Raw genomic sequence first — 21,596 nt, forward strand, 5'->3', positions numbered from 1 at the left:
GGTCGGGTTTCAGACTGCGGATATGGGTATCGGTAAGAGGCATGGGCACTCCCTGGCTGTCGTTGGACGAAGAGATACCCACATGGATAAAAATATTTTAATTCCGCGCGGTTATTCATGTAGGTATCGGAAATGTCGTACCACATTTCTACCTACGGATATACCCATAAAATGATTGGATGCAAGCGGACGAGGCTGGACTTCGGGAAACCATACTGGAATGAAAAAACAAAGAATGCCAAGGTCTTTTGGACTTTGGCATTCTTCTTTGTACCTAAATTTGGCGTCCCCAAGCGGATTTGAACCCCTGTCGACGGCGTGAAAGGCCAACCGGCAGCGTTTGCCGTCATTGAATTTCCTGCGTTTCATGGGCGTACCGGAGCAGCGAAATGCGCCGTTATGCACACCAATTTGTAAACGCATCTTGTAAACATCCCTTGGGCGTCTCTGCCCAACCATCCCCCCATCTGACAGCAGGGGCGAGTGCCTTCCCCCTGTTCCCCCATCGGCATGAACGGCCGGGCCAGAAATGTCCTTCTGCGCCCTTCGTCGCTCTGCGTCTTCACCCTGCCTGCGGGTCCTTCTGGGCCTCCCTTTCGGGCAAGGGACTGTGTACTTCGGCCCTCGTCCGCGATTTGTGGAACGGAAAGTGTGGAAAAATGGAATAGCCATTTCCCCAACTCTTTCCGTTTTTTCTTTTTTCCGCTCATAAATTCAAATGGTTACATAAATGGCGAGAAAAAACGCAGAGATGAAGGCCAAGGTCGAGGAGCGCCGCAAGCAAGAGGCTGCGGCGAGGGCCGAGAAGGGCAGGAAGCCCGTGGAGGTCTCCAAGATCGAGATCACGAACGACGACCTGCTGGCCTACTTCAATGAGAACCGCGTGGGCGATGCCAAGCTGTACAGCCGCCTCCATCGCGGCACGGTGATCTACGTCAAGTATTGGGATCGCTTCCTGATATGGGGCGGGCACCATTGGATCGAGGATGATTTCGACATGGCCGCCCAGCGCATCGAGGACGTCTGTGAGCTGTACTTGCGGCTGGCTGAAAGTAAGCAGGCCGAAGCGGATGAGGAGACCGACAGGGATATACGGTCGAAGCTCGAAGGTCTGGCCTCGGCGGTTTTCCGTCGGGTGAGCCAGCTCCGCGACACGCCGGGGCAGGACAAGCTGCTCCAGATGCTGCGCCGCATCCGCGACCCGCTGGTGGTGCTGCCCAAGCAGATCGACCAGCAGCACTACGTCAAGGCCTGCCCCAACGGGGTGATCGACCTCCGTACCGGCGAGCTGCGTCCGGGGAGGCCTGACGAGTACATCCTCAACGCCATCGTGACCGAGTACGACCCGGAACTGCTGCGGAAGGAAGACCCCTGCCCGGAGACCAACCGTTTTCTTCTGTCGTCCATGGACGGGGATCAGGAGCTTGTGGACTTCATCTGGCGCCTCCTCGGCTACGGCCTCATCACGGAGCGCCGCGACCACATTTTTACCATCATGTGGGGCGAGCACGGGCGCAACGGCAAGGACACGCTCATCAAGCTGGTGACGCATGTGCTGGGACAGACGCTCTCCGGCGACGTGCCCGTGGAGATGTTCCTCCAGATGCAGCAGACGCGGAACTCCTCGGCCCCGTCCCCGGACGTGCTGGCCCTGCGCGGCATGTGCGTGGCGTGGATTAACGAAGCGGAGGAGGGGCAGCGCTTTGCCTTGGCCAAGCTCAAGAAGCTGACCGGCGGTGGTTACATCACGGCGCGCGGCCTCCAGGACAAGCTCCAGACCACATGGCTCCAGACCCACCTGCCCATCATGACCACCAACGAGCTGCCCAAGGCCAAGGCTGACGACGCGGCCTTCTGGTCGCGAGCCATCCTCATCAAGTGGCCGCTCTCCTTCGTGGAGCGGCCGGAGCAGCCCTATGAACGCCCTGCGGACAAAGACCTGAACGAGAAGATAGGGGCCGAGGCCAAGGGGGTGCTGGCCCGCATGGTGCGCGGCAGCATGGAGTACCTGCGGGACGGCCTCAAGATCCCGGACAAGGTGAGGGAATGGACGCGGGAGCAGCGGGCCAGCTGGGACGACGTTGGGCTGTTCATCTCGGAGTGGTGCGTCTCTGAGCCGTATCAGGCCAACCCAGACAACTACACCATGAAGGTCAGCGCCACGGATCTGCATGAGGCATTCTGCGTCTGGTACGCCCGCTATCGCGACCGCCGGTTCAGCATCTCGGCCAAGAAGTTCGCGGAGGCCCTGAGCAAGAAGGACATCGCCTACAAACGCTCCAACGGCTCATGGCGTCTGGGCATCGACCTGACCGCCGAAGCCCGGAATGAGCTGGAGGGTCACCGTGCCAAGTGATGACCTGTCCGCACCTGTCCGCAGGTGCAATGGTGTAACTATTGACGATTATTGCCAAAAAACGAGGTCGGACAGATGGACAGGACATATACCCATTTCCACACGCATCCCGCATGGGCGCACACTTGCGCATAACATGTCCCCTGTATCTGTCCATCTGTCCAGATAGGAAAAAAGCATAATAAAGTAGGTAGTTAATGAAATGAAACAGCGGACAGGTGCGGACAGATGACTTTGCTTGACCTCTACAGGAGCCGCTTTGGCGAGGCTGTGAAGCGGCAGGGCGGCGCATGGAACGGCCCCTGCCCTCTGTGCGGCGGTGAACCGGGGAAGTCCGACCGCTTCATGATTTGGCCGGACAGGGCCGAGAATCTGGGCGAAGTCTGTGCCCAGAACGGGCTCAAGGGAATCTGGTCGTGCCGTCAGTGTGGTGCCAGCGGAGATACCATCGCCTATCTGACCAAGGTGGAGGGCATGGATTTCAAGACGGCGCTGGCGGAGCTAGGGATCGAGGGCAGGCGTTCTTCCTTCCGGCGGCGCCGGGCCCCGGCAGAACCACGCCGGGAAAGTGCCCGCTGGGAGCCCCAGCAGTGGCCTGAGCCTTCCGAGCCGTGGTGCGTCTATGCCGAAAAGCTGCTGGCCGAAGCCGAGGCGGTGATCTGGGAGGAGCCGACCGCGCTGGCATGGCTGGCCAAGCGGGGCATCAGCGAGGAGGCCGTCCGGGCGTACCGGATCGGCTACCTCCGGGCGGAGAGCGGGCGCTTTCCGGGGCGGTTCCGGGCTCGTGCGGCCCTGGGGCTGCCCCCGCGCAGGGGGGATGATGGCAGGGAGCATACCCGCATCTTCATCCCGCGCGGCATCGTGATCCCGACGCTGGGGGCCGACGGACGGGTGCTGAACCTGCGCATCCGGCGGCACAGGCAGGACCTGCGCGAGCGTTCGCCCAAGTACCTTGAGCTGGAAGGCTCCTGCAAGGCTCCGCTGCTGCTCTCCAGCTCGCGCCCGGCCCCGCTGGCGGCCTACTTCGTGACCGAGGCGGAGCTGGACGCCATCCTGATCCACTACGCCACAGGCGGCGTGGTGGGGGCGCTGGCCGTCCGCACCAACCGGGGCAAGCCCGATGCCCGTGCCCATGAGCGTCTGCGGCAGGCCGTCAGGATCGGGATAGCTCTGGATTACGACGGCCCCGGAGCTGACGGGGTGGAGTTCTGGGAGCGGCATTACCCGGCCAGCCTTCGCTGGCCGACGCCGGAAGGCAAAGACCCCGGCGATGCCTTCCGCCTTGGGGTGGACATCCGGGAGTGGGTCGCTTCCTGCCTGCCCGACAGCATCGCCCTGCCTGAGAGCATGGAGCCCCACGGGAGCAGCATAGCACAGGATGGCGGCCCTGAACAGCATGATGAGGATGATGGGCAGGTGGACACTTCTGTCGTTGGCAAGATGAATGTGGGGGGCGGGGTGGCCCCGGAATCTTGCCCTGAGCCTGAAGGAACAGGCCCATCGCAGCGTACCAGGGGTGGATGCGTCGAGGGCTTCACGGATTTCATCTGGGCCGATGCGGGCATGTTTTCCGCGGCTGTCCTGCGCCAGCTCCGGGCTGCCCTGCCTCCGGGGATGGAACTCGAATTGGTGCCCGCCGCTGTATGCCGCTGCTGGCTCCAGTGGCGGCGGCTCCCGGTAGTCTATGCCCGTTACCGGCGCAAGTGGCTGTGGGATGGTGCTTTCCGGTCGGCCCAACCGGGCGTGTGTGACGATTTCGAGGGCAACGTGGCGTCCTCGCCGGAGATCATGCAGTGGCTGCATGACCACTGGGCTGAGGAAGTCACGTCCGAAAACCTTTTCGACCTCTGGGGGATCACGAATGGATCTGACGCAACGGAATGAAGAACTGGCTGCCATCAGCCGGGAGATGTTCGGGGAGGGGATGCTGCTGCAGGCGGTGGAGCCTGCCAGGCTGTGCCTGCTCAAGGACAACGCCCGTTTTTTCAAGCGCGAGACCTTCCGGCAGCTGCGGGACAACATCGCATCGGACAAGCGCCTGTCCAGTGTGCCTCTGTGCTACCGGCATGAGGACGGCCGGCTGGAGGTGCTGTCCGGCAATCACCGGGTCAAGGCCAGCATCGAGGCCAAGATCCCCGTGATTCTCGTGCTGGTCATCACGGAGACCCTGGACAAGAGCCGCCGCATCGCCATCCAGCTCTCGCACAACGCGCTGGTGGGGGAGGATGACCAGAGCATCCTGGCCAACCTCTGGTCGCAGATAGAGACCATTGAGGACAAGCTCTACAGCGGTCTGGACAGCGAGATCACGAAGGAGCTGGGCGAGGTGGAGCTGGTCAATTTCGCCACGCCGCAGGTCCCGGCGCACATGGTCACGTTCATGTTCACGGATGGGGAAAAGGAACAGCTGTCGGAGATCCTGGATATGCTGGCCGGTGCGGCCCAAAAATCGTCCGCCGTGCATGTCTTTTCCGGGACGCAGTACGAGGCCTTCACCAGGCTGCTCGCGGACGTGAAGGACGCGGAGAAGATCCGCGACAGCTCGTTGGCCATGCTGCGCCTGCTGGAGATCGGCGCGGACTACCTTGAGCGGCAGGCCCTTGCCGCTGCCGACCAGGAGGGGAAGGAGGCGCGTCATGGATAGCGCACGCAAAGCGGCCACGCGTCCCCGGACGTCAGCAGCGGAACTCTGCTTCTTGGGCAGGGAGGCGGACTGGCTGGCGGACAAGCTGGTCTACCAGAAGCCCAACGGCAAATATGTCGGCGCTCCCTGCGCAGACGATTTCGGCTACCGCCAGTTCCCGACGCGGGAAGAAGCCGTGGCCTCATGGCGGGAGGCCGCCAGAAAAGCCGTGAGGTGGGAATAATGAGCTTCCTCGGTTCCATCGCCGGGCCTCTGCGCCGGGTACTGGCCGCCTATGCGGATGAGGTCAGCGTCCCCGTGCTGCTGCCCTGTGCGGGCAATTTCACGGTGGGCGCGGCCCTGCGATCCGGCGGCTACATGGGGCGGATAACCGGCTGTGACATCACGCTCTACACGTCGGCCCTTGGCGCCTACCTCGCCGGGGAAAGGCTGCCCGTGGTCGAGCGCACGGACTGCCCGGAGCATCTGCGCGGCCTTCTGGATTGCAGCGATCCCGCCCGTCTGGCGGCGTCGGTAGCCATCATGCTCGACCTGCGGCAGGTCTGGAAGGCCCAGAACGTCTGGCACCGGCGGGTGCTGGCCAACTGGCGCCGGAACTGGCCCGCGCTCATGGACAAGACCCTGGCCAAGCTGGAGGCCTACCGCGCCCACCTCACGCAGGGGGAGGGCTTCGGCTACGTCCCGCAGGATGCCGTGGCCTTCCTGCGGGATCATGGCCCCGACCATGCGGTCTTCATCGCGCCGCCCACCTTCGGCAGCCGCGACTACATCAACCAGGAGCGGATGCTGGCGGCCTCGGCCTCCTGGCCTGCCCCGGAGTATGAAGAGATCAGCTTCAAGGACGTGCCCATCTATGAGCAGATCACGTCCTTCCGCGAGTGGATGATCATCATGGAGCGCCCCCTGCCGGAGATCGAGAAGATCCTGGGCGAGCCCGTGGCGGTGGTCCACAAGGGGCGCAAGAGCATCACCTACGCCTATGCAGGCCACAGCCGTCGCCGCATCGTGACCCGCGGCTATCTGCCATCGCGCTCCCCGGGCCCGATCTTTCCCGGCGACCGCGCCCTGACCGGCACGGAAAAGCCCGGTCTCGTGCTGCTGGACAAGAAGCAGACCGTGCGCATGAACGAGCTGTTCATGTCCGTCCGGGTGGACTACTTCCTCGCGGACGTGGCCCTGTCCATCGGCCTTTGCCTGGACGGCAGGATCATCGGCAAGCTGGATTTCAACCTGACCAAACACCAGTGGGCGCTGCCGGAGCCCGGTCACCAGATTTATCAGCGCTCGGATCTGGCCGTGCCCAGCGTGGAGACGCGGCTGGCCAAGCTGGTACTGATGATGTGCCAGTCGCATGAGGTCAAGCAGCTCATCGACGCCACTTTCCAGGATGACGTGCGCTATGCCGTGACCACGGCCTTCTCCATGCATCCGGTGAGCATGAAATACCGGGGCGTCTACAAACTGCACAAGCGTCTGGAAGGGGAGAAGGGCGAGGGCTTCCGGCTCAATTACTACGGGGAGCTGGGCCTGTGGAGCCTCGATGAGGCCTATGCCCTCTGGTGGAAAAAATTCCATCCCCAGAAATCAAAGGAGGAAAAGGATGGAAGGCAATAGATATTACTCTATACTCTGCAAAATTTTCAAAGTTTTTGAGCTTGAATATCAGATACGAAAACTGAGGAAGGAAATTCGTGACGAGATAACAGTGTCAGAATTTATGGGTGAATCTGATTTGGATGTCGAGAAGGCTAAAGACTGCTTCGATTCCGAGCTGAGATTGAAGGGGCATCCTGAATGGAGATATGAAGCTCCGAGTTTCCATGTATCTGATGCCAAAAGCTATGTGGTCTCTCGTGGATATGGTGGACCTGCGCTAAAGATAGTCGAGGCTTCCATCAAAGCATTCAGGGGTAAATAAAAAAAACTACAACTAGCTGTTTTTGCAGGCTTTTCACTTGCGCCGGGGTGCCATTATGGTATTGTTTAAGTATGCGAAATACTTACCAAAACACACTGGAGACCGCCATGAAGACATCCCGCCGTGCGTTCCTTGCCCGCCTGATGCGCGAAGCCTGGGCCCTGGCCAGACTGGGGGCCGGCCGCTTCGGGGGGAGTGCCGTGCTGTATTTTGCCATAGCCCTGCGCCTTGTCTGGCAGGAGAGCCGTCCCCGCGCCGTCTGGCACAAGGGGATCGGCAACCGTTTCCTGCTCCCCGGCATGCCTCTGCCGGAAGGGAAGCAAAAGGCAGGGCAGTTCCTGCTGCCCGGTATCGCGAAATAAAAAAGGGCGGCAATGCCACTTGCCGCCCCCGATAGTAGCGGAGCCTTCTCAGCCACCATCATGCACAACAGACAGGTTGGCAGGCCCGCTGGCAAAAGTCAAGGAGCCTGCCATGAAGACTGCCAAAAAGGGCATCCGCGCCATCAAGAAAGCCTGCCGGGAAATGGCGCACGAGATGATGCTGCTGGAATACCAGAAGTACGACGACATCTGGTGGAACCGCATCCGCATCACGCCGGAGCTGACCCGGCAGGGGGGCAAGGAGATCGTGCAGGAGATCAACCTCAAGATGCCCAACCTGCTCTCCCGCAGCCCTCTGGTCGATACGGTGGATCTGGTGGCCGAGAAGTTCGGCTTCGAGAGCATCAGCGACCTGCTGGATTACCTGCTGGCCTACAAGCCCAGAGGTCCGGTGGAAGATCGCTATTATGAACAGTTTCTGGCCGAAGCGCTGGAAGGCGGGGCAGCGGCCGCTGCCCCGCAGGAAAGCCCAGTCCCCCCGATGGTCGAGGTGGACGAAGTCCCGTTCTAGGAGAGGACGATGATCTGTACATCCTATTTTGCGAGCAAGGCCCCGCGCGAGCGCAAGGTCTGCATCGCCAAATGGCCGCCGCGCTACTGGACTGGCCCGCGTGCCCGTCTGTTCGCCCCGGAAGATCCCAGGGCCGTCAACTGGCGGGCGGCGTACCGCAAGAACCTTGAAAGCCGCTTCCCCACGCCGGAAAGCCTCGAGCGCTATCTGGGCAGCGTCCTTGCCCTGACCCCGGAGCCCATCCTGTGCTGCTTCGAGGCCGACGCCTCGCAGTGCCATCGTCGCATCCTGGCCGGCTACCTCAAGGAGATGCTGGGGCTGGACGTGCCGGAATGGCAGGAATCGGCGCTGGAGCAGGGGAGCCTGCTCTAAAAAAAGGTGGGGATGACAGGCGGCCACCTGTCATCCCCTGGCTTGGAGGGGATAGGGCCCCGACCAAGAACCACCGGAAGCCTATCCCCTCCGTTTGTAAAAATCAAACGGAGGCAGCCGTGGCTCATCACGGACGGGAATGAAGCCCCACGATCCGGTACGGACGCGGGCATGTGGAGACAGTATGCCGAACGATGTGGAGGAATTGCTCGCCAGAAGCGCCAGCACGGACATCCAGGTCCTGCTGACCGCCAAGGAGAACGCCAAGCGGGCCGCGCTCGATGATCCTTCACAGGCGAACCTCGCCGCACTGGATCGTGCCTCCAGGATGCTGGAGAGTGCGATGGAGGCAACCAAGACCCTCAAAAATTGGCAAACAGTGCTGGATCATGTGGCCGAGAATGGCCGCAAACTCAGCAAATCGAAACTGTACAAGGACATCAGCGAGGGCCGCTTGCGCAAGCAGCCCGATGGTACGTTCCGCCTGCGCGACGTGCAGCGCTACATGGCCAGCCTGCCTATGGCCGGGACGCCGGATGCCCTCGTCCGCAAGGCGGCGGACAGGCAACGGCGCAAGGAAGAGGCGGACATCCGCAAGGCAGAGGCAGCGGCCGAACGGGAGGAGTTTGACCTGCAGGTCAAGAAAGGCCGGTATATCCTCCGGGATCAGGTCTACGCGGAGCTGGCCGCCCGGGCGGTGACGCTCTCTTCTGGGCTCAAGACGGCCTTTGAAGCCCGGAACCTCGATCTGGTGGCGCTGGTGGACGGCAATCCCAAAAAGGCCGTCGCGCTGGTGGAGGCCCTGGAGCGCATCTGTGATGACGCGCTCAATGAATACAGCCGGGAGATGGAGTTTGAAGTCGTGCTTGAAGGTCTGGAGCAGGCTTCCGAGGAGGTGACGAATGAGCAAGAGTAAAAAGGGGACACGCCGGGGGGGCGGGGCCCGCTGCCCGTACTGCAAGACGTTCTACCGGCATGGCTCTATGGCCCGTGCCTGCCAGAAGACGTTCCTGTGTCGCTACCATAACGCCCCCGGAGGGCTGCGCAAGGAGATCATGGATGCCCAGCTCAGGACGAGTATCTGTGTCTGGTTCCTCATGACAGGGCTGAAAAACAGTCCCGAGCGTCGTCTGCGGGCCCGCGCCATGTCGCTGGATGCCTGCATGGAGCCGCTCTACAGGGATCTGCGGCGCTTCTTCGGCTACAGCAATACCGCATTTGATGTTTCGACCGGGCCGATAACGCGCCTGCTTTTCAGCCTGTGGCCCTCTCGTCAGCCTATAGACATCACGCATGTGGCGGCGGTGTTCAGCTCGCTCGTCAGCGATCTGCGTTTCCGGCTTGGCCCCTTCTGGGCAAAATGTCCCCCGGAGATTCGGGCGCCGCGTCTCTGGGCCGCTATCGAGCGCCAGATGGACGGTATCTACGACTACTGTGACCCCGACGGAACTGAGGATTATCCCCATGTGGATGAGGTGCAGCCCCTCTATGACAGGCTCCATGCCGCCATCTGGCCGTCCAGGCCTGCCCCGGAGATGCGCCTGTATCTTTCCGGGGAGCGGTTCTGGGTCTGCGCCCAGACCAAGGCCGAGGCCCGCGAGATCCTGCGCACGGAGACGGGCCTCGTGGGCCTGACGGTGAAGGGCATCGCCCTGGGCGAACGTCTGTCCGATGGACGCACCGCCGGCGAGCTGCTTTCCCTGTCCGGCGGCAAGCCGGGCATCATCGCTCTGGCCCAGTGACGGGGGTGTGATGAAAGGCCAGCTTGAGCTGATGCCTCTGCCGAAGCCGGAGCCGGTGCGACGGGTACGTTTGACGACGGCCCTGCCGCACTGGCTCCCTCCCGCCGTGGCCCGTGCTGCCGCCGACTATCTGCGGCAGCACGGCGGCAGGATCAGCATCCGTTTTGCCAAGGGGGAAAAGAAGGTCCTGCGCCGTCGCCGGGCCATCCCTGTCAGCCAGTGGGCGGAGCGCCATCGCGTGGTGGAGATGTCCAGCATCCCGGGCCGGTGGAAGAATATTTTTACGCCGTATCTCGTGGGCATCATGGACGCCGCCGGGACGCCGGGTGTGGAGACGGTCATCATCTGCAAGAGCCCGCAGACGGGCGGCTCGGAATCCGGCCACAATCTGGTGGGCTGGTGCATCGACCGCAGCCCCGGGCCGGTGATGTATGTGTTCCCGGACGAGATCACGGCCCGCGAGAATGCCAAGGACCGCATCATCCCCATGATCGAGACCTCGCCGCGCCTGCGCGAGTACATGACCGGCTACGGGGACGATGCCTCCAGCCTGCGGATCAATCTGGCGCACATGCCCATCTATCTGGGCTGGTCTGGCTCGGTGTCACGTCTGGGCAACAAGCCCATCCGCACCCTGATCCTGGACGAGCTGGACAAGTACAAGAACCCCAAGAACGAGGCCTCGTCGGAATCGCTGGCCGAGAAGCGCACAACCACATGGCGGCGGCGCGGGCGCTGCCATATCCTCAAGATCTCCACCCCGACCACGGAGGACGGCCCCATCTGGGTAGCTTTCACCCGCGAGGCCGGGGCGCGTTTCGATTTCTGGGTGCGCTGCCCGCACTGCGGCCTCTATCAGCTCATGGCCTTCGACCGCATCAGCTGGCCGGACAAGGACACGGATCGGGAGCCGACCGCCGAGGACGTGCTGGCCCGACGGCTGGCCACCTACCCCTGCGAGCATTGCGGGACTGTCTGGGATGACGGCGACCGCGACCGGGCCGTGCGCCGGGGGGAATGGCGCGAGCGGACCAGCGGTCTTGAGCTGTCGGCCCATCTGGCCGCCCACCGGCCCACCAAGCTGGGCTTCCATATCCCGGCGTGGCTGTCTTACTTCGTCAGCTTGTCCGAAGTGGCCGCTGCGGCCCTCAAGTACAAGGAGAGCGGCAAGCTGGACGACCTCAAGAACCTCCAGAACCAGTACAAGGCCGAGCCGTGGAAGGAGGAACATGTGGATCGTTCCGAGGACGCCATCCTCGCCCTGTGCGACGACAGGCCGCGCGGCGCGGTGCCCGGCCCGGTGGACGGCAGGGATCGTGTCTGCGTCCTGCTGGCCGGGGTGGATACCCAGGGCGGCAGTGCGGAGAAGGGCTACTTCCGCTATGTGATCCGCGCCATCGGCTACGGCGAGGAAGAAGAATCGTGGCTGGTGCAGGCGGGCACGGCCCCCACCTTCTCGGCGCTCAACGACCTGCTGTGGGGCTCCGTCTACCGTGACCCGCAGGGCCGGGAGTACAGCGTGCGGGCCTGCATGATCGACGCCATGGGCGGCCGCACCAAGGAGGTCTATGCCTGGGCCATCAGGCACCGGGGGCGCGTGTTCCCGTGGCAGGGCGTGCGCAGCATGACCCAGCCCTATACGCCCGCGCCGCAGGAATATTTCCCGGACGTGCGCGGCAACAAGGTCAAGATCCCCGGCGGCCTCATGCTCTGGCGCTGCGACACGACGTTCTACAAGTCCGACCTGAGCCACAAGCTGGGCATCGCTCCGGACGACCCCGGAGCCTTCCACCTGCACAGCGGGGAGGGCGGCATCCTGGAGCAATACGCCCGCGAGATGTGCGCCGAGGTCTGGGACGACGAAAAAATGGCCTGGATCAACCCGCACCACAGGCCCAACCACTTCTGGGACTGCGAGACCATGATCCAGGCGCTGGCGCATATCCTCAACGTGCGGCAGCTCAAGCGCCCGGAGGAAAAAAGAGAGACCCGCTCCGTACCGGTGCGGCAGGTGGAGAAGCTGCGCGGCTCACGACTGGCCGGCAGGTTCGGGAGGTAACTGGCGATGAAGGAAAGGCTGAACTGGCGTGAGGCCTGCGAGGTTCTGGGGTGCAGCAAAAGCACGCTCTACCGGCTGGTGGCCAACGGGCAGCTGCGGGCTTTCGGTGTGGGCAGCCGTGGCCGCTGGTACTCCCGCACGGAATGTCAGCATTTCGTTTTGGAGCATTGTCTTGTAGCCGGAACGAAATCTGACAAAGCGGGGGGAGACAACTGATTTTTGGGCCGCAGACGATTTTTGGAGCCCGTCCACATCAATTTCAACTGTTGTGGGCGGGCTGTTCGCATTTTTTTTGTATTTTGCCTCTTTTTTTGTCTCAGTATTCCCAGTGTTCCCAGTATTCCCAGACACGCTAAAAAAGCCGTGATAATAGCAATGCCATGCATGTCTGGACCCGTGAAGAACTCCTCTCGTTGCTTGCCGACTGGAAGGCCGCCTACAAGGCGGCCTCCACAGGCAAGTCGTACACCATCGGCAGCCGTACCCTGACCCGCTACGATCTCGCTGAGATACGCGACCAGATCGACTGGATCGGCTCGGAGCTGGCCGCACTTTCCCGTGGACGCGGGCCTGTGCGCGTCAGTGCGCGCGTGGTGAGGTGAGCCATGCTGTACGATGCCCAGGGCAGACCTCTCCCTACCTCCCGGCGTATGCCGTCCGCCTCCCGTGATGCGGGGGCCTTTCGGGGCCCCCTGTCACACTGGCGCGGGCCACAGATCCAGAGCCGTGAGGGGGCTTCCCGCGAGCGGGAGGTCATCCAGCGCCGTGCTGCCGACCTTATGGCCAACGACTGGTCGGCCAATGCCACGGTGGACACCATCACCAGCAACGCGGTGGGCACGGGCCTGCTGCCCAAGTCCAGCATCCCGGCGGCCCGCCTGGGCATCACGCCGGAGCAGGCCCGCGCCGTGGGCGAAGATATGGAATGGGCCTTCGACCGCTGGATGCGCGAGGCCGATGTGCGCGGCCTGAGCCATTTTTTCGACCTTCAGGCCTTGGGCCTGCGCTCCATCCTCTGCAAGGGCGAGCTGCTGCATCTGGCCGTCATGCTCCCGGAAAAGGAGCGTTCCAGCCAGATGCGCCACTTTTCCCTGGCCCTCCAGACCATCGCCCCGGAGCGTCTCCAGACCCCGGCGGACATGACCACGGACCCCAACGTGCGCGACGGCATCCGCTATACGACCTACGGCAGGCCGGAGGGCTACTATATCGCCTGCCCGCCGCCGTCCATCCTGGACACCTGGATGTACGAAGGCGAGCTGCTGTCCACGGATTTCCGCTTTGTGCGCGCCCGGCTGGGCCACCGGCAGCAGGTTTTCCATCTTTACCGCATGGAGACGGACGAACAGGAGCGCGGATGCTCCACCTTCGCCAAGAGCATCGCCCTGTTCCGCAACCTCTCGGATACCATCAATTTCGAGCTGTTCGCCCAGGTGGTGGCGGCGCAGTTCCCGGTCTTCATCGCGACGGAGCAGGGGGAACTCCCCGGCTATGTGCAGGAGCATCAGGGGCCGGAAGAAAAAGAAGGAGCAGGCCCCTCCTACTTCCAGACCATCGAGGAAGGCCAGGTCTGGTACGGCGATGTGAACCAGAAGCCCTATGTGCTGGAATCCAAACGTCCTTCGGCCAATTTCTCGGCCTTCGTGCAGATCGTGCAGCGGGCGATGGCGGCGGCCCAGGGCATCCCCTACGAGAGCCTGACCAAGGATTACAGCCAGACCAATTACAGCTCCATGCGGGCCGCGCTCAACGAGGCGTGGAAGGTCTACAGCTATTACCGGCAGTGGCTGGCGCGCTCCTACTGCCAGCCCATCTACGAGATGGTCATGGAGGAAGCCTGGCTGCGCGGCCTCATCACGCTGCCGGACGGAGCCCCGGATTTTTATGACGCCCGCGCCCTCTGGTGCAATGCGGACTGGATCGGCCCCGCCCGCGGCTTTATCGACCCGGTCAAGGAGGTCTCGGCCACGGTGCTGGCACTGGAGAACCGCCTCATGACCTACAGCGAAGCCTGGGCACAGCGCGGCGGTGACTTTGAGGAGGGCATGGCGAAGCTCCTGATGGAGGCCCCCCTGCTGCAAAATGTGCGGCAGGCCCTGCCCGTGGCGGGCACGACCTCGCAGGCAGCGGCCTCCACGCCCGGACGCCGCACCGACGGCCAGGACACGAACGCCAAGGAGACGACCGATGATGACGCCTGATGGCCTGTGGGCCCTGGCCCCCCAATTCGCCGAGCAGGTGCTGTACGACATCCGCGCCCGCACGGCAGGTGGGGGACAGCCCGCTCCCGTACCGGTCAGGCCCGCGCCCCAACCGTTCAGCCTGCGGCGCGGTGTGGCCGTGATTTCCGTCACCGGCGTCATCCCCCGCAAGCGCGGCCGGATGTCGGAAACGGGGCAGCTGGAGATCAGGCAGGCGCTGGAGGAAGCCCGGCAGGATGAGCGCGTCCGGGGCATCCTGCTCTCCTTCAACTCTCCGGGCGGCGTGGCCGCCGGGGTCAAGGAGCTGGCGGACTACATCGCCCGTATCGACGACAAGCCCGTGGCCGCCTATGCCGACGGGCTGGCCGCTTCCGCCGCCTACTGGCTGGCCTCGGCCACAGGCCGTGTCTACGCCCCGGCCACTGCCCAGGTGGGCAGCGTGGGCGTCATCTCCGAGCTGGTCAACATCAGCGGCTATCTGGACAAGATGGGGGTCTCCATCAGCTACATCGCCAGCGGCAAATGGAAAACGGCGGGCAACCCCGTGGAGAAGCTGACCCCGGAGCAGACGGCCTATTTCCAGGAGCGCGTGGACGCCCTGCATACTGTTTTCAAGGCTGACGTGGCCCAACACATGGGCATCAGCCAGGACCCCGCGTGGACGGAGGCGCAGATCCTGTTCGCCCAGCCCGCGCAGCAGCTTGGCCTCGTGACCGCCATCGTGCAGGACGAGGACCAGGCCATCAACCGGCTTTTGGAGGTAACGATGCCCGATAACAGCCCTGATACCCCCGCGCAGGCCATGACGCGCGACCGTCTGGCCGCCGAGGCCCCTGAATTGCTTCAAGCACTGCTTGAAGAAGGCCGGGATTCGGCCAGTGACGATGGCGTGGAGTATGCCCTGAACGCCATGGAAACTGTCTGCGGCAAGGAAAAGGCCGAAGCCGTGCGCACGTTCGTGGCCCAGGCGAAAGCGCTGGGCCTGTCCGCACAGCAGCTGGCCGGTCTCGGCAAGCTCATGCCGCAGGCCCCTGCCGCACAGCAGGCCCCTGCGGAGCCGCAGAACAGCAAGGCCGCCATCCTCAACGCCCTGCAGGAGCAGGGGGCGCAGACGCTGCCTGCCGCTCCAGGAGCGCTCTCCAGCGAAGGCAAGAGCAAACTGGTGGCTGATGCCGAGCGGCGTCGCGCCGAGGCCGCCATGTAAAGGAGAAAGGCATGAGCAAAGTGATCGCCCACAGTTATGAGTTCGGCCCCCGTTTTTCCGAGCTCGTCATTCACGAGATTGACCCCCGTTACAGCCGCGAGAAGGTCATGCTGGCCGCCTCGTCCGGTGATCTGGCCTTCGGCACGGTGCTGACCCGCGATGCGGACGGCAATTATTCCGCCCTCAAGGAGGCCGACGGCACCCTGGGCGATGCCAAGGCCGTGCTGATCCAGACCGCAGCCAATGCCGACGCCCCCCAGGAAGTGAACGTGCTGCGCGGCTACGCCATCATCAACAGGAACAAGCTGCGCTTCGACAGCAGCGTGGCCAAGAAGGACGAAGCCGTGCAGGCCCTGCATGACCTGGGCTTTGCCATCCGCACCATCGAGGAGGTGGAAGACGATGAATCTTAACTGGCCGGATACGTTTTCCGTGGTCGAGATGACCGAGGCCGTCAACAAGCTGCCGCTGATGCCCCTGCGTTTCGGCAGCATGTTCGAGACATCCGGGCTCACGACCACGCATATGACGTTCGATTACAAACGCGGCCGCATCATCCTGATCGCGGATTCCCCGCGTGGCTCCCAGCCCGAGTATGTGACCGGTCAGACGGAAAAGCGCCAGACCAAGGTCCTGAGCTGCACGCATCTGTCCCAGGCGGACACGGTGTCGCCGGAAGACCTGCAGGACGTGCGGGCCTTCGGCTCCACGGAGCTGGTGACGGCAGAGCGTATTGTCAACGACAAGCTCACCGCCATCAAGCGCAATCTGGACATGACGCTGGAGTTCCACCGTCTGGGCGCCATCAAGGGCATCGTGCTGGACGCTGACGGCAGCACCGTGCTGCACGACATTTTCCAGACCTTCGGCGTAACCCAGAAAAAGCAGGATCTGAGCTTCCCCGCCGCTGTGCAAGCGGACAAAAACCCCATCCTGAGCGGCATCATGGCGGCCAAGCGCAAGATCGAGGCGGCCATGGGCGGCAATCCCTACACGGGCATCAGCGCGGTCATCGGCTCCAATGCCTATGACATGCTGACCAGCCACGCCCTGGTGCGCGATGCCTACAACCTCTGGGCCGCCAACCAGAACAGCTTTGGCGACAACGATTACCGCCGTCGCGGTTTTCCGTATGGCGGCATCCTCTGGATCGAGGCCTCGGACGTGGTGGGCGGCCGCAAGCTGGTGGATGACGACAAGGGCCACCTGTATCCCACCGGCCCCGGCATCTGGAAGATGTACCACGCCCCCGCGGACTGGATCGAGACGGTCAATACCCGTGGCCTCCAGTTCTACGCCCGCATGGACGCCAAGGAGCGCGGTCGCGGCTACGACGTGGAAGTCCAGAGCAACCCGCTCACCATCTGCATGTTCCCCGAAGCCCTCGTGGAACTGACCTTCAAGGCGGCCTAAGATGTCCGATTTCGCAACTGCCTACGCACCGCTGGCCGGCTTTGAAGGTGGTTGGTGCAACGTCCAGGGTGACAGCGGCGGCGAGACCTATGCGGGCATCGCCCGCCGCTACTGGCCGGACTGGCCCGGCTGGAAGCTCATCGACGGCGAAAAAGCCCACAGCTCGTTCGCCTCCGGGGCCAGCGCGTTCACGCGCCACCTGGCCACGGTGCCCGGCCTCGCCGATCTAGTGTCCAGCTGGTATCGCAGCGAGTGGTGGGATCGTCTTGGGCTCGCAGCCCTGCCGCAGGGTCTTGCCAACGAGATCTTCGAGCAGTCCGTGAACCTGGGCAAGGGCGGCGCCGGCAAGAAAGTCCAGCTGGTCTGCAATGCCTTCAATCGCGCGAAGGCCGGGAACTCCCTGTTCGCCGACCTCAACGTTGACGGTGTCATCGGCCCCCGCACGCTGGATGCCCTGGCGGCCCTGCTGGCCAGGCGCACGGATGAAAAAGCCCTTGTCCATGCCCTCAACTGCATGCAGGGCGCGCACTACATCGAGCTTGCGGCCCGCAACCCCAGCCAGCGCAAGTTCACGGATGGCTGGATGAAACGTACCCATTGCCCCGATTAGGAGGGAACCATGAAAAAACATTTCCTGAACCTGCTGTTCTGCCTCTGCTGCCTCTTTCCCTGCCTCGCGCTGGCAGCTGAAGCCGAAACCGTGCCCGGCGCCGACATGGTGGCCACCATCATCAGCTGGCTGCCGGAAAGCTGGGGGCAGTGGATCACCTTCGTCGTGACCCTCTGTGCGGCCATCTCGGCCGTCTGGCCCCGTCCTGCCGATGACGCCAACGTGCTGGTGCGCTCCCTCTACACCGTGGTGAACGCCCTGGGCTTCAACGCGGGCAAGGCGCAGAACGCGGACGACGCGGCGGCCCGCAACAGGCTGTGATGCCATGCCGGTCTGGGCCCAGGCGCTCCTGCGGCTGGTGGTGGCGGTGCTGGCCTTTTTCCGCCGGGAGAGCGCGCGGTCTCGCACGGATGCTGTGCGTGCTGACCCTGGTGGTGAGTGGGTGCGCAAGTTCGGGGGCAGCGACAAACGCGCTTCCCCCGGCACCGATGACGCCGGGAGCCGTAGTGACGGATGAGTGGTGGTGTGCGGGCGAAGACGGCCTGACCCGGATGAATGGTCAGTGGCTGCATCTGCCCGCCTCCGAGGCCGGGGAGCTGCTGCTCTGGATCGAGTGGGTGGAGGACAACCGATGACCACCGAGATACTGCTGGGAGCCAATACGCTGCTGTTCGGCGCCAGCCTTTTTCTGGGCCATGAGTGGTGGAAGAGCCACAAGGCCCAGCACAAGGAGCTGGACGAAAGCATCAAGCGGCTGTCTGAGGTCTACGCGTCCAAGGCCGCCATGTACCGGGCGCACAAGCGCCTGGATGAGCTGGATGCCATCGCGGCGAATCACGCCCAGCGTCTGGCGCGTCTGGAGGCGGTCATGGAAGCCAAGCGGGATTGCTCCTGCGAGAGGTAGCGGCATGGGCTTCAAGGAGCAGCTTGAAGAAGATCTGCGCGCGGTGTTCTTCGACCCCTCGGAGTTCGGCGAGCAGGTGGAACTGGCCGGGCATGAGGGCGTCCCGTGCGTCTATGAGCCGCTGGAGCTCACCCCCAGCGAGGGAAACGACCGTCCCGCCGTCAGCTATGAGGGCGTGACCATCTATGTCGCTGCCGCCGATGTGCCGGACGAACTGCGCCCGCACCGCGAGACGACCTTCCGGGGACAGCGCTGGTTCGTGCTGGAATCCTCCTCCGGGGAGACCATGCGCACCATCAGGCTCTACCGAGAGAGGACATGACCATGGTGATGAGAAACTGGGTGGAAGAGGAGGACAAATTCATCTCCATCCGCACCCCCGGGCTGGATCAGGCCGTGAAGCGGGCCATGAATGCCCTGACCGGCATGGAGGGGGTACACAAGTCGCACGCGCTGCGGCGGGCATTGGAGAAGGCTGTGGATGTCGCCAAACAGGATGCACGGTACGTTGCCCAAAAAACGTACACGGCTACTCCCAAAAAGCTCTTTGAGAACATGAGCATCGGCTACCACAGCGATAACGATGGCCAGGAAGGCGAGCTGGAGTTCACCGGTTCCTGGGGCCTGCACCTGTACCACTTCGAGCCGCTGCCGGCCATCCCCGGCAGGCGTCCGCGCGGCGGGGTGACAACAAAAGTACATCAGAAAGGCAGGCGTTATGCCAAGGAACTGGACGGCTTCGATGCCCCCTTCGTCATGCGGCGCAGGCAGGGCGACTACGGCCTGTTCGCCCATGTGACCGGTACGGGCTGGGGCAGCGTGCGGGGATCAGCCCGGGAAGAACCGAAAAACCTCTGGAAGAACAGCGTGACGATGCTCTGGGGGCCGTCTCCCATCCAGGCACTCATGCCGGAAAAAACGCAGCAGCGCATCATCGACCATGCGGCCGGGGTCTTTACCCAACATCTGCGCCGTGAAGTCGAGGCCCTGCTGGCCAGTCTGACGAGGGGCTAGGCATGGCGACCACGCGTCTGCTGTTGAAAGAGGTCTGCGCGGCTGTCCGTGAGGCACTGGCCGACTATCCCTTCCCGGCCCCTGACGGCAGCTGGAACGACGTCCGGGTGTTCCTGCACGGACTGCCGCAGGAGCAGGGCGACGCCTGCTATCCCTTCGTCATTGTGCGCTGGATCAGCGGCTCGGTGGAAAGCGATACGCCCCAGGTCACGCGCCTGCGCGAGACCGTGGGGCTGGCGCTGGGTATTCACGCACCCAGGACGCAGGAGCAGGCGGGCATCCTGCTGGCCGAATTGCTGGACTGCCTGCGCCGCCCTCTCTGGAAGGGGCGCGTCCTCGCGGGTCGATTCGAGCTGGAAGAGCCGGTCAAGGCCGAGATCCCCACGCCGCGCACGCGCTGGAACGAATACCACCTGGCCACCATCGAGACCGTTTGGAACTACGTCTGGCCGTCGCGCGGCCTGGAAGAACTGACAAAAATGGAGAGACCATGAACCCTACGCAGTGCATCTATCTGGGCCCCAGCCGGCCTTTCGGGCTGCCGCTGGTGACGCGCGCGATCTTTCGCGGCGACCCTGAAATGACGTTCCCGCAGCTCTCGGCCCTGTTCGAGCAGCACAAAGAGCTGCGCACCCTGTTCGTTCCCGTGGCGGAACTGGCCACGTCCCGCATGTTGCTGACCATGCAGGGCACGGCCTTGCACAATGCCTATGCCGCCATCAAGAGCGCGTCGGCCAAGGCCCGGAAGAAGTAGGAGGAGGACACAATGGCAACCACCGGATACCGTCACGGCATCTACACCTCCGAGCAGGCCACCAGCATCCTGCCCGCCCGCACCGTGGACAGCGCGGTCGTCTTCGCCGTGGGCACGGCGGCCGTGCATACGCTGGCCGAGGATAAGGCCCGCCCCGTCAACGTGCCGCAGCTCTTTTACAGCTACGACGAGTTCGTGCAGGCGATGGGCTGGGATGCCGGCCATTTCGGCGACTACAGCCTGCAGGAGCTGATCTACAGCCATTTCGCCATCTACCGCGGCGCGCCCGTGGTCTGCGTCAATGTTTTCGACCCGGAAAAGCACAAGACCGAGGTCGCGGACGAGAGCCTGACCTTCGGCGCGTCGTCCCTGGACAAGGACACCGCCCGGCTGGCCCACAGCGGCGTCAGCGCCGTGGAGCTGAAGGATGAGCTGGGCGAGACCACCTATGCGGCAGGCACCGACTACAGCGTGGATGTCGTCACCGGCCTGCTGACCCGTCTGGCCGGGGGCAGCATCCCCGAAGGCGGCACGGTCACAGCCGGCTACATCTACGCCGACGTGAGCAAGGTCACGCCGGAAGACGTGATCGGCGGCATCGATCCGGCCAGCGGTCAGGGCACCGGTCTGGAGCTCATCGACGAGGTGTTCCCGCGCTTCCGGCTCGTGCCGTCCATCGTGGTGGCGCCGCAGTTCTGCGAGGACCCGGCGGTGGCCGTGGTCATGGCGGCCAAGTGCGATGGCATCAACGGCCTGTTCCGCGCCATTTGCCTGGTGGACATCCCCAGCAGCGGCGATGCTGCCGTGACCAAATACAGCGACGTGCCCGGCTACAAGGAGCAGAACAACCTCACCGACGGCCTGATGGTCGTCTGCTGGCCCAAGGTCAAGCTGGGCGATGACGTGTACGGCCTTGCCACGCATCTGGCCGGGGTTATGGCGTCCACGGACGGCGATCACGACGGCATCCCCTACGCCAGCCCCAGCAACAAACGGCTGGACATCACCTCCAGCGGCTATGTGGGCGCTGACGGCCAGTGGCACGAGCTGTGGCTCGACCTGACCAAGGCCAACTACCTGGGCGGGCAGGGCATCTACACGGTCAGCAATTTTGACGGCGGCATGAAGACCTGGGGCGGCCGCATGGCCTGCTACCCCAGCAATACCGACCCCAAGGACGCCTGGGACAGCGTTCGCCGCTTCTTCAACTGGCATCAGGCCCAGTTCATCCTGACCTATTTCGCCAAGGTGGATGAGCCGCTGACCCGCCGCCTGGTGCAGACCTTCTTGAAGTCCGAGCAGATCAAGCTGGACGGCTACACCGCCCGCGAGATCATCCTGGGCGGCAGCATGACGTTCGACGAAAGCGAGAACCCCCAGACTGACCTCATCGACGGCATCATGCGCTTTCACCTGCGCATCACGCCGCCCGTGCCCGCCCGTGACATCGAGACGGTGTATGAATTCGACCCTGACAACCTCAATGCGTTGTTCGGTTAAGGAGGCCTACC

The 21,596-nt window shown here is 63.5% G+C and carries 27 protein-coding genes; all 27 read left to right on the forward strand.

The window, feature by feature from the left end; genetic code table 11:
* Positions 1-730: 730 nt before the first annotated feature.
* Positions 731-2,356 carry a phage/plasmid primase, P4 family gene (locus Q1X76_RS05100; RefSeq protein WP_300718463.1) on the forward strand — a complete coding sequence of 542 codons (1,626 nt, stop codon included), beginning with the start codon at positions 731-733 and terminating at the stop codon, positions 2,354-2,356.
* A 228-nt stretch (positions 2,357-2,584) separates the two neighbouring features.
* Positions 2,585-4,240, forward strand: a complete 1,656-nt coding sequence (locus tag Q1X76_RS05105; protein WP_300718464.1) for a primase-helicase zinc-binding domain-containing protein — start codon at positions 2,585-2,587, stop codon at positions 4,238-4,240.
* A complete protein-coding gene (locus Q1X76_RS05110) occupies positions 4,218-5,000 on the forward strand; it encodes a ParB N-terminal domain-containing protein (protein WP_300718466.1) in 783 nt (260 codons plus the stop codon). The genes Q1X76_RS05105 and Q1X76_RS05110 overlap by 23 nt, the downstream gene beginning before the upstream one ends.
* Complete coding sequence (locus Q1X76_RS05115) at positions 4,993-5,223, forward strand: hypothetical protein (RefSeq protein WP_300718467.1); 231 nt, start codon at positions 4,993-4,995, stop codon at positions 5,221-5,223. Before Q1X76_RS05110 ends, Q1X76_RS05115 begins: the two co-directional genes overlap by 8 nt.
* Complete coding sequence (locus tag Q1X76_RS05120; RefSeq protein ID WP_300718468.1) at positions 5,223-6,614, forward strand: hypothetical protein; 1,392 nt, start codon at positions 5,223-5,225, stop codon at positions 6,612-6,614. Before Q1X76_RS05115 ends, Q1X76_RS05120 begins: the two co-directional genes overlap by 1 nt.
* Positions 6,601-6,918, forward strand: a complete 318-nt coding sequence (locus tag Q1X76_RS05125; RefSeq protein ID WP_300718469.1) for a hypothetical protein — start codon at positions 6,601-6,603, stop codon at positions 6,916-6,918. The genes Q1X76_RS05120 and Q1X76_RS05125 overlap by 14 nt, the downstream gene beginning before the upstream one ends.
* Before the next feature lie 107 nt (positions 6,919-7,025).
* Entirely contained in the window at positions 7,026-7,280 is a 255-nt protein-coding gene (locus Q1X76_RS05130) for an alanyl-tRNA synthetase (protein WP_300718470.1), read from the forward strand.
* A gap of 112 nt (positions 7,281-7,392) precedes the next feature.
* Positions 7,393-7,812: an iron receptor gene (locus Q1X76_RS05135; RefSeq protein ID WP_300718471.1), complete on the forward strand. Its 420-nt coding sequence runs from the start codon at positions 7,393-7,395 to the stop codon at positions 7,810-7,812.
* Positions 7,813-7,821: 9 nt separating this feature from the next.
* Complete coding sequence (locus Q1X76_RS05140) at positions 7,822-8,184, forward strand: DUF488 family protein (RefSeq protein WP_300718473.1); 363 nt, start codon at positions 7,822-7,824, stop codon at positions 8,182-8,184.
* Between the two features lie 184 nt (positions 8,185-8,368).
* Positions 8,369-9,100 (forward strand): hypothetical protein, encoded by a 732-nt coding sequence (locus Q1X76_RS05145; protein ID WP_300718474.1) that lies wholly within the window; start codon positions 8,369-8,371, stop codon positions 9,098-9,100.
* The gene (locus Q1X76_RS05150; RefSeq protein WP_300718475.1) at positions 9,087-9,926 is read left to right on the forward strand and encodes a hypothetical protein; all 840 of its coding nucleotides are present in this window, start codon (positions 9,087-9,089) and stop codon (positions 9,924-9,926) included. The genes Q1X76_RS05145 and Q1X76_RS05150 overlap by 14 nt, the downstream gene beginning before the upstream one ends.
* Positions 9,927-9,936: 10 nt before the next feature.
* Complete coding sequence (locus tag Q1X76_RS05155; RefSeq protein WP_300718476.1) at positions 9,937-11,985, forward strand: terminase gpA endonuclease subunit; 2,049 nt, start codon at positions 9,937-9,939, stop codon at positions 11,983-11,985.
* Between the two features lie 6 nt (positions 11,986-11,991).
* Positions 11,992-12,201, forward strand: a complete 210-nt coding sequence (locus tag Q1X76_RS05160; RefSeq protein WP_300718477.1) for a helix-turn-helix domain-containing protein — start codon at positions 11,992-11,994, stop codon at positions 12,199-12,201.
* A gap of 164 nt (positions 12,202-12,365) precedes the next feature.
* Positions 12,366-12,587: a DUF6148 family protein gene (locus tag Q1X76_RS05165; RefSeq protein ID WP_300718478.1), complete on the forward strand. Its 222-nt coding sequence runs from the start codon at positions 12,366-12,368 to the stop codon at positions 12,585-12,587.
* Between the two features lie 48 nt (positions 12,588-12,635).
* Positions 12,636-14,186, forward strand: a complete 1,551-nt coding sequence (locus tag Q1X76_RS05170; protein ID WP_300718505.1) for a phage portal protein — start codon at positions 12,636-12,638, stop codon at positions 14,184-14,186.
* On the forward strand, positions 14,173-15,390 hold the full coding sequence (locus Q1X76_RS05175; protein WP_300718480.1) for a S49 family peptidase: 1,218 nt from the start codon (positions 14,173-14,175) through the stop codon (positions 15,388-15,390). The genes Q1X76_RS05170 and Q1X76_RS05175 overlap by 14 nt, the downstream gene beginning before the upstream one ends.
* 11 nt (positions 15,391-15,401) lie before the next feature.
* A complete protein-coding gene (locus Q1X76_RS05180; RefSeq protein ID WP_300718481.1) occupies positions 15,402-15,803 on the forward strand; it encodes a head decoration protein in 402 nt (133 codons plus the stop codon).
* Positions 15,793-16,803: a major capsid protein gene (locus Q1X76_RS05185; protein WP_300718482.1), complete on the forward strand. Its 1,011-nt coding sequence runs from the start codon at positions 15,793-15,795 to the stop codon at positions 16,801-16,803. Before Q1X76_RS05180 ends, Q1X76_RS05185 begins: the two co-directional genes overlap by 11 nt.
* Before the next feature lies 1 nt (position 16,804).
* Complete coding sequence (locus tag Q1X76_RS05190; RefSeq protein ID WP_300718483.1) at positions 16,805-17,413, forward strand: putative peptidoglycan-binding domain-containing protein; 609 nt, start codon at positions 16,805-16,807, stop codon at positions 17,411-17,413.
* 9 nt (positions 17,414-17,422) lie between these two features.
* Positions 17,423-17,734, forward strand: coding sequence for a hypothetical protein (locus Q1X76_RS05195; RefSeq protein ID WP_300718484.1), 312 nt, complete (start codon positions 17,423-17,425; stop codon positions 17,732-17,734).
* Positions 17,735-17,919: 185 nt separating this feature from the next.
* Positions 17,920-18,048 (forward strand): hypothetical protein, encoded by a 129-nt coding sequence (locus Q1X76_RS05200; protein ID WP_300718485.1) that lies wholly within the window; start codon positions 17,920-17,922, stop codon positions 18,046-18,048.
* A complete protein-coding gene (locus Q1X76_RS05205) occupies positions 18,045-18,317 on the forward strand; it encodes a hypothetical protein (RefSeq protein ID WP_300718486.1) in 273 nt (90 codons plus the stop codon). The genes Q1X76_RS05200 and Q1X76_RS05205 overlap by 4 nt, the downstream gene beginning before the upstream one ends.
* Before the next feature lie 4 nt (positions 18,318-18,321).
* Complete coding sequence (locus tag Q1X76_RS05210) at positions 18,322-18,639, forward strand: nitrate reductase (RefSeq protein ID WP_300718487.1); 318 nt, start codon at positions 18,322-18,324, stop codon at positions 18,637-18,639.
* A 2-nt stretch (positions 18,640-18,641) separates the two neighbouring features.
* Positions 18,642-19,331, forward strand: a complete 690-nt coding sequence (locus Q1X76_RS05215) for a hypothetical protein (RefSeq protein WP_300718488.1) — start codon at positions 18,642-18,644, stop codon at positions 19,329-19,331.
* Positions 19,332-19,333: 2 nt separating this feature from the next.
* Positions 19,334-19,825, forward strand: a complete 492-nt coding sequence (locus Q1X76_RS05220; RefSeq protein ID WP_300718489.1) for a hypothetical protein — start codon at positions 19,334-19,336, stop codon at positions 19,823-19,825.
* The gene (locus tag Q1X76_RS05225; RefSeq protein ID WP_300718490.1) at positions 19,822-20,085 is read left to right on the forward strand and encodes a hypothetical protein; all 264 of its coding nucleotides are present in this window, start codon (positions 19,822-19,824) and stop codon (positions 20,083-20,085) included. Before Q1X76_RS05220 ends, Q1X76_RS05225 begins: the two co-directional genes overlap by 4 nt.
* A 12-nt stretch (positions 20,086-20,097) precedes the next feature.
* On the forward strand, positions 20,098-21,585 hold the full coding sequence (locus Q1X76_RS05230; protein ID WP_300718491.1) for a phage tail sheath protein: 1,488 nt from the start codon (positions 20,098-20,100) through the stop codon (positions 21,583-21,585).
* The last annotated feature ends 11 nt before the right edge of the window (positions 21,586-21,596 follow it).

Source organism: uncultured Desulfovibrio sp. (assembly GCF_949282365.1).
GTDB lineage: Bacteria > Desulfobacterota > Desulfovibrionia > Desulfovibrionales > Desulfovibrionaceae > Desulfovibrio.

Bases quoted from the DNA above. Each gene is read 5' to 3' on its own strand.
- Q1X76_RS05100 (WP_300718463.1), top strand. From the start codon at position 731: ATGGCGAGAAAAAACGCAGAGATGAAGGCCAAGGTCGAGGAGCGCCGC.
- Q1X76_RS05105 (WP_300718464.1), top strand. From the start codon at position 2,585: ATGACTTTGCTTGACCTCTACAGGAGCCGCTTTGGCGAGGCTGTGAAG.
- Q1X76_RS05110 (WP_300718466.1), top strand. From the start codon at position 4,218: ATGGATCTGACGCAACGGAATGAAGAACTGGCTGCCATCAGCCGGGAG.
- Q1X76_RS05115 (WP_300718467.1), top strand. From the start codon at position 4,993: ATGGATAGCGCACGCAAAGCGGCCACGCGTCCCCGGACGTCAGCAGCG.
- Q1X76_RS05120 (WP_300718468.1), top strand. From the start codon at position 5,223: ATGAGCTTCCTCGGTTCCATCGCCGGGCCTCTGCGCCGGGTACTGGCC.
- Q1X76_RS05125 (WP_300718469.1), top strand. From the start codon at position 6,601: ATGGAAGGCAATAGATATTACTCTATACTCTGCAAAATTTTCAAAGTT.
- Q1X76_RS05130 (WP_300718470.1), top strand. From the start codon at position 7,026: ATGAAGACATCCCGCCGTGCGTTCCTTGCCCGCCTGATGCGCGAAGCC.
- Q1X76_RS05135 (WP_300718471.1), top strand. From the start codon at position 7,393: ATGAAGACTGCCAAAAAGGGCATCCGCGCCATCAAGAAAGCCTGCCGG.
- Q1X76_RS05140 (WP_300718473.1), top strand. From the start codon at position 7,822: ATGATCTGTACATCCTATTTTGCGAGCAAGGCCCCGCGCGAGCGCAAG.
- Q1X76_RS05145 (WP_300718474.1), top strand. From the start codon at position 8,369: ATGCCGAACGATGTGGAGGAATTGCTCGCCAGAAGCGCCAGCACGGAC.
- Q1X76_RS05150 (WP_300718475.1), top strand. From the start codon at position 9,087: ATGAGCAAGAGTAAAAAGGGGACACGCCGGGGGGGCGGGGCCCGCTGC.
- Q1X76_RS05155 (WP_300718476.1), top strand. From the start codon at position 9,937: ATGAAAGGCCAGCTTGAGCTGATGCCTCTGCCGAAGCCGGAGCCGGTG.
- Q1X76_RS05160 (WP_300718477.1), top strand. From the start codon at position 11,992: ATGAAGGAAAGGCTGAACTGGCGTGAGGCCTGCGAGGTTCTGGGGTGC.
- Q1X76_RS05165 (WP_300718478.1), top strand. From the start codon at position 12,366: ATGCATGTCTGGACCCGTGAAGAACTCCTCTCGTTGCTTGCCGACTGG.
- Q1X76_RS05170 (WP_300718505.1), top strand. From the start codon at position 12,636: ATGCCGTCCGCCTCCCGTGATGCGGGGGCCTTTCGGGGCCCCCTGTCA.
- Q1X76_RS05175 (WP_300718480.1), top strand. From the start codon at position 14,173: ATGATGACGCCTGATGGCCTGTGGGCCCTGGCCCCCCAATTCGCCGAG.
- Q1X76_RS05180 (WP_300718481.1), top strand. From the start codon at position 15,402: ATGAGCAAAGTGATCGCCCACAGTTATGAGTTCGGCCCCCGTTTTTCC.
- Q1X76_RS05185 (WP_300718482.1), top strand. From the start codon at position 15,793: ATGAATCTTAACTGGCCGGATACGTTTTCCGTGGTCGAGATGACCGAG.
- Q1X76_RS05190 (WP_300718483.1), top strand. From the start codon at position 16,805: ATGTCCGATTTCGCAACTGCCTACGCACCGCTGGCCGGCTTTGAAGGT.
- Q1X76_RS05195 (WP_300718484.1), top strand. From the start codon at position 17,423: ATGAAAAAACATTTCCTGAACCTGCTGTTCTGCCTCTGCTGCCTCTTT.
- Q1X76_RS05205 (WP_300718486.1), top strand. From the start codon at position 18,045: ATGACCACCGAGATACTGCTGGGAGCCAATACGCTGCTGTTCGGCGCC.
- Q1X76_RS05210 (WP_300718487.1), top strand. From the start codon at position 18,322: ATGGGCTTCAAGGAGCAGCTTGAAGAAGATCTGCGCGCGGTGTTCTTC.
- Q1X76_RS05215 (WP_300718488.1), top strand. From the start codon at position 18,642: ATGGTGATGAGAAACTGGGTGGAAGAGGAGGACAAATTCATCTCCATC.
- Q1X76_RS05220 (WP_300718489.1), top strand. From the start codon at position 19,334: ATGGCGACCACGCGTCTGCTGTTGAAAGAGGTCTGCGCGGCTGTCCGT.
- Q1X76_RS05225 (WP_300718490.1), top strand. From the start codon at position 19,822: ATGAACCCTACGCAGTGCATCTATCTGGGCCCCAGCCGGCCTTTCGGG.
- Q1X76_RS05230 (WP_300718491.1), top strand. From the start codon at position 20,098: ATGGCAACCACCGGATACCGTCACGGCATCTACACCTCCGAGCAGGCC.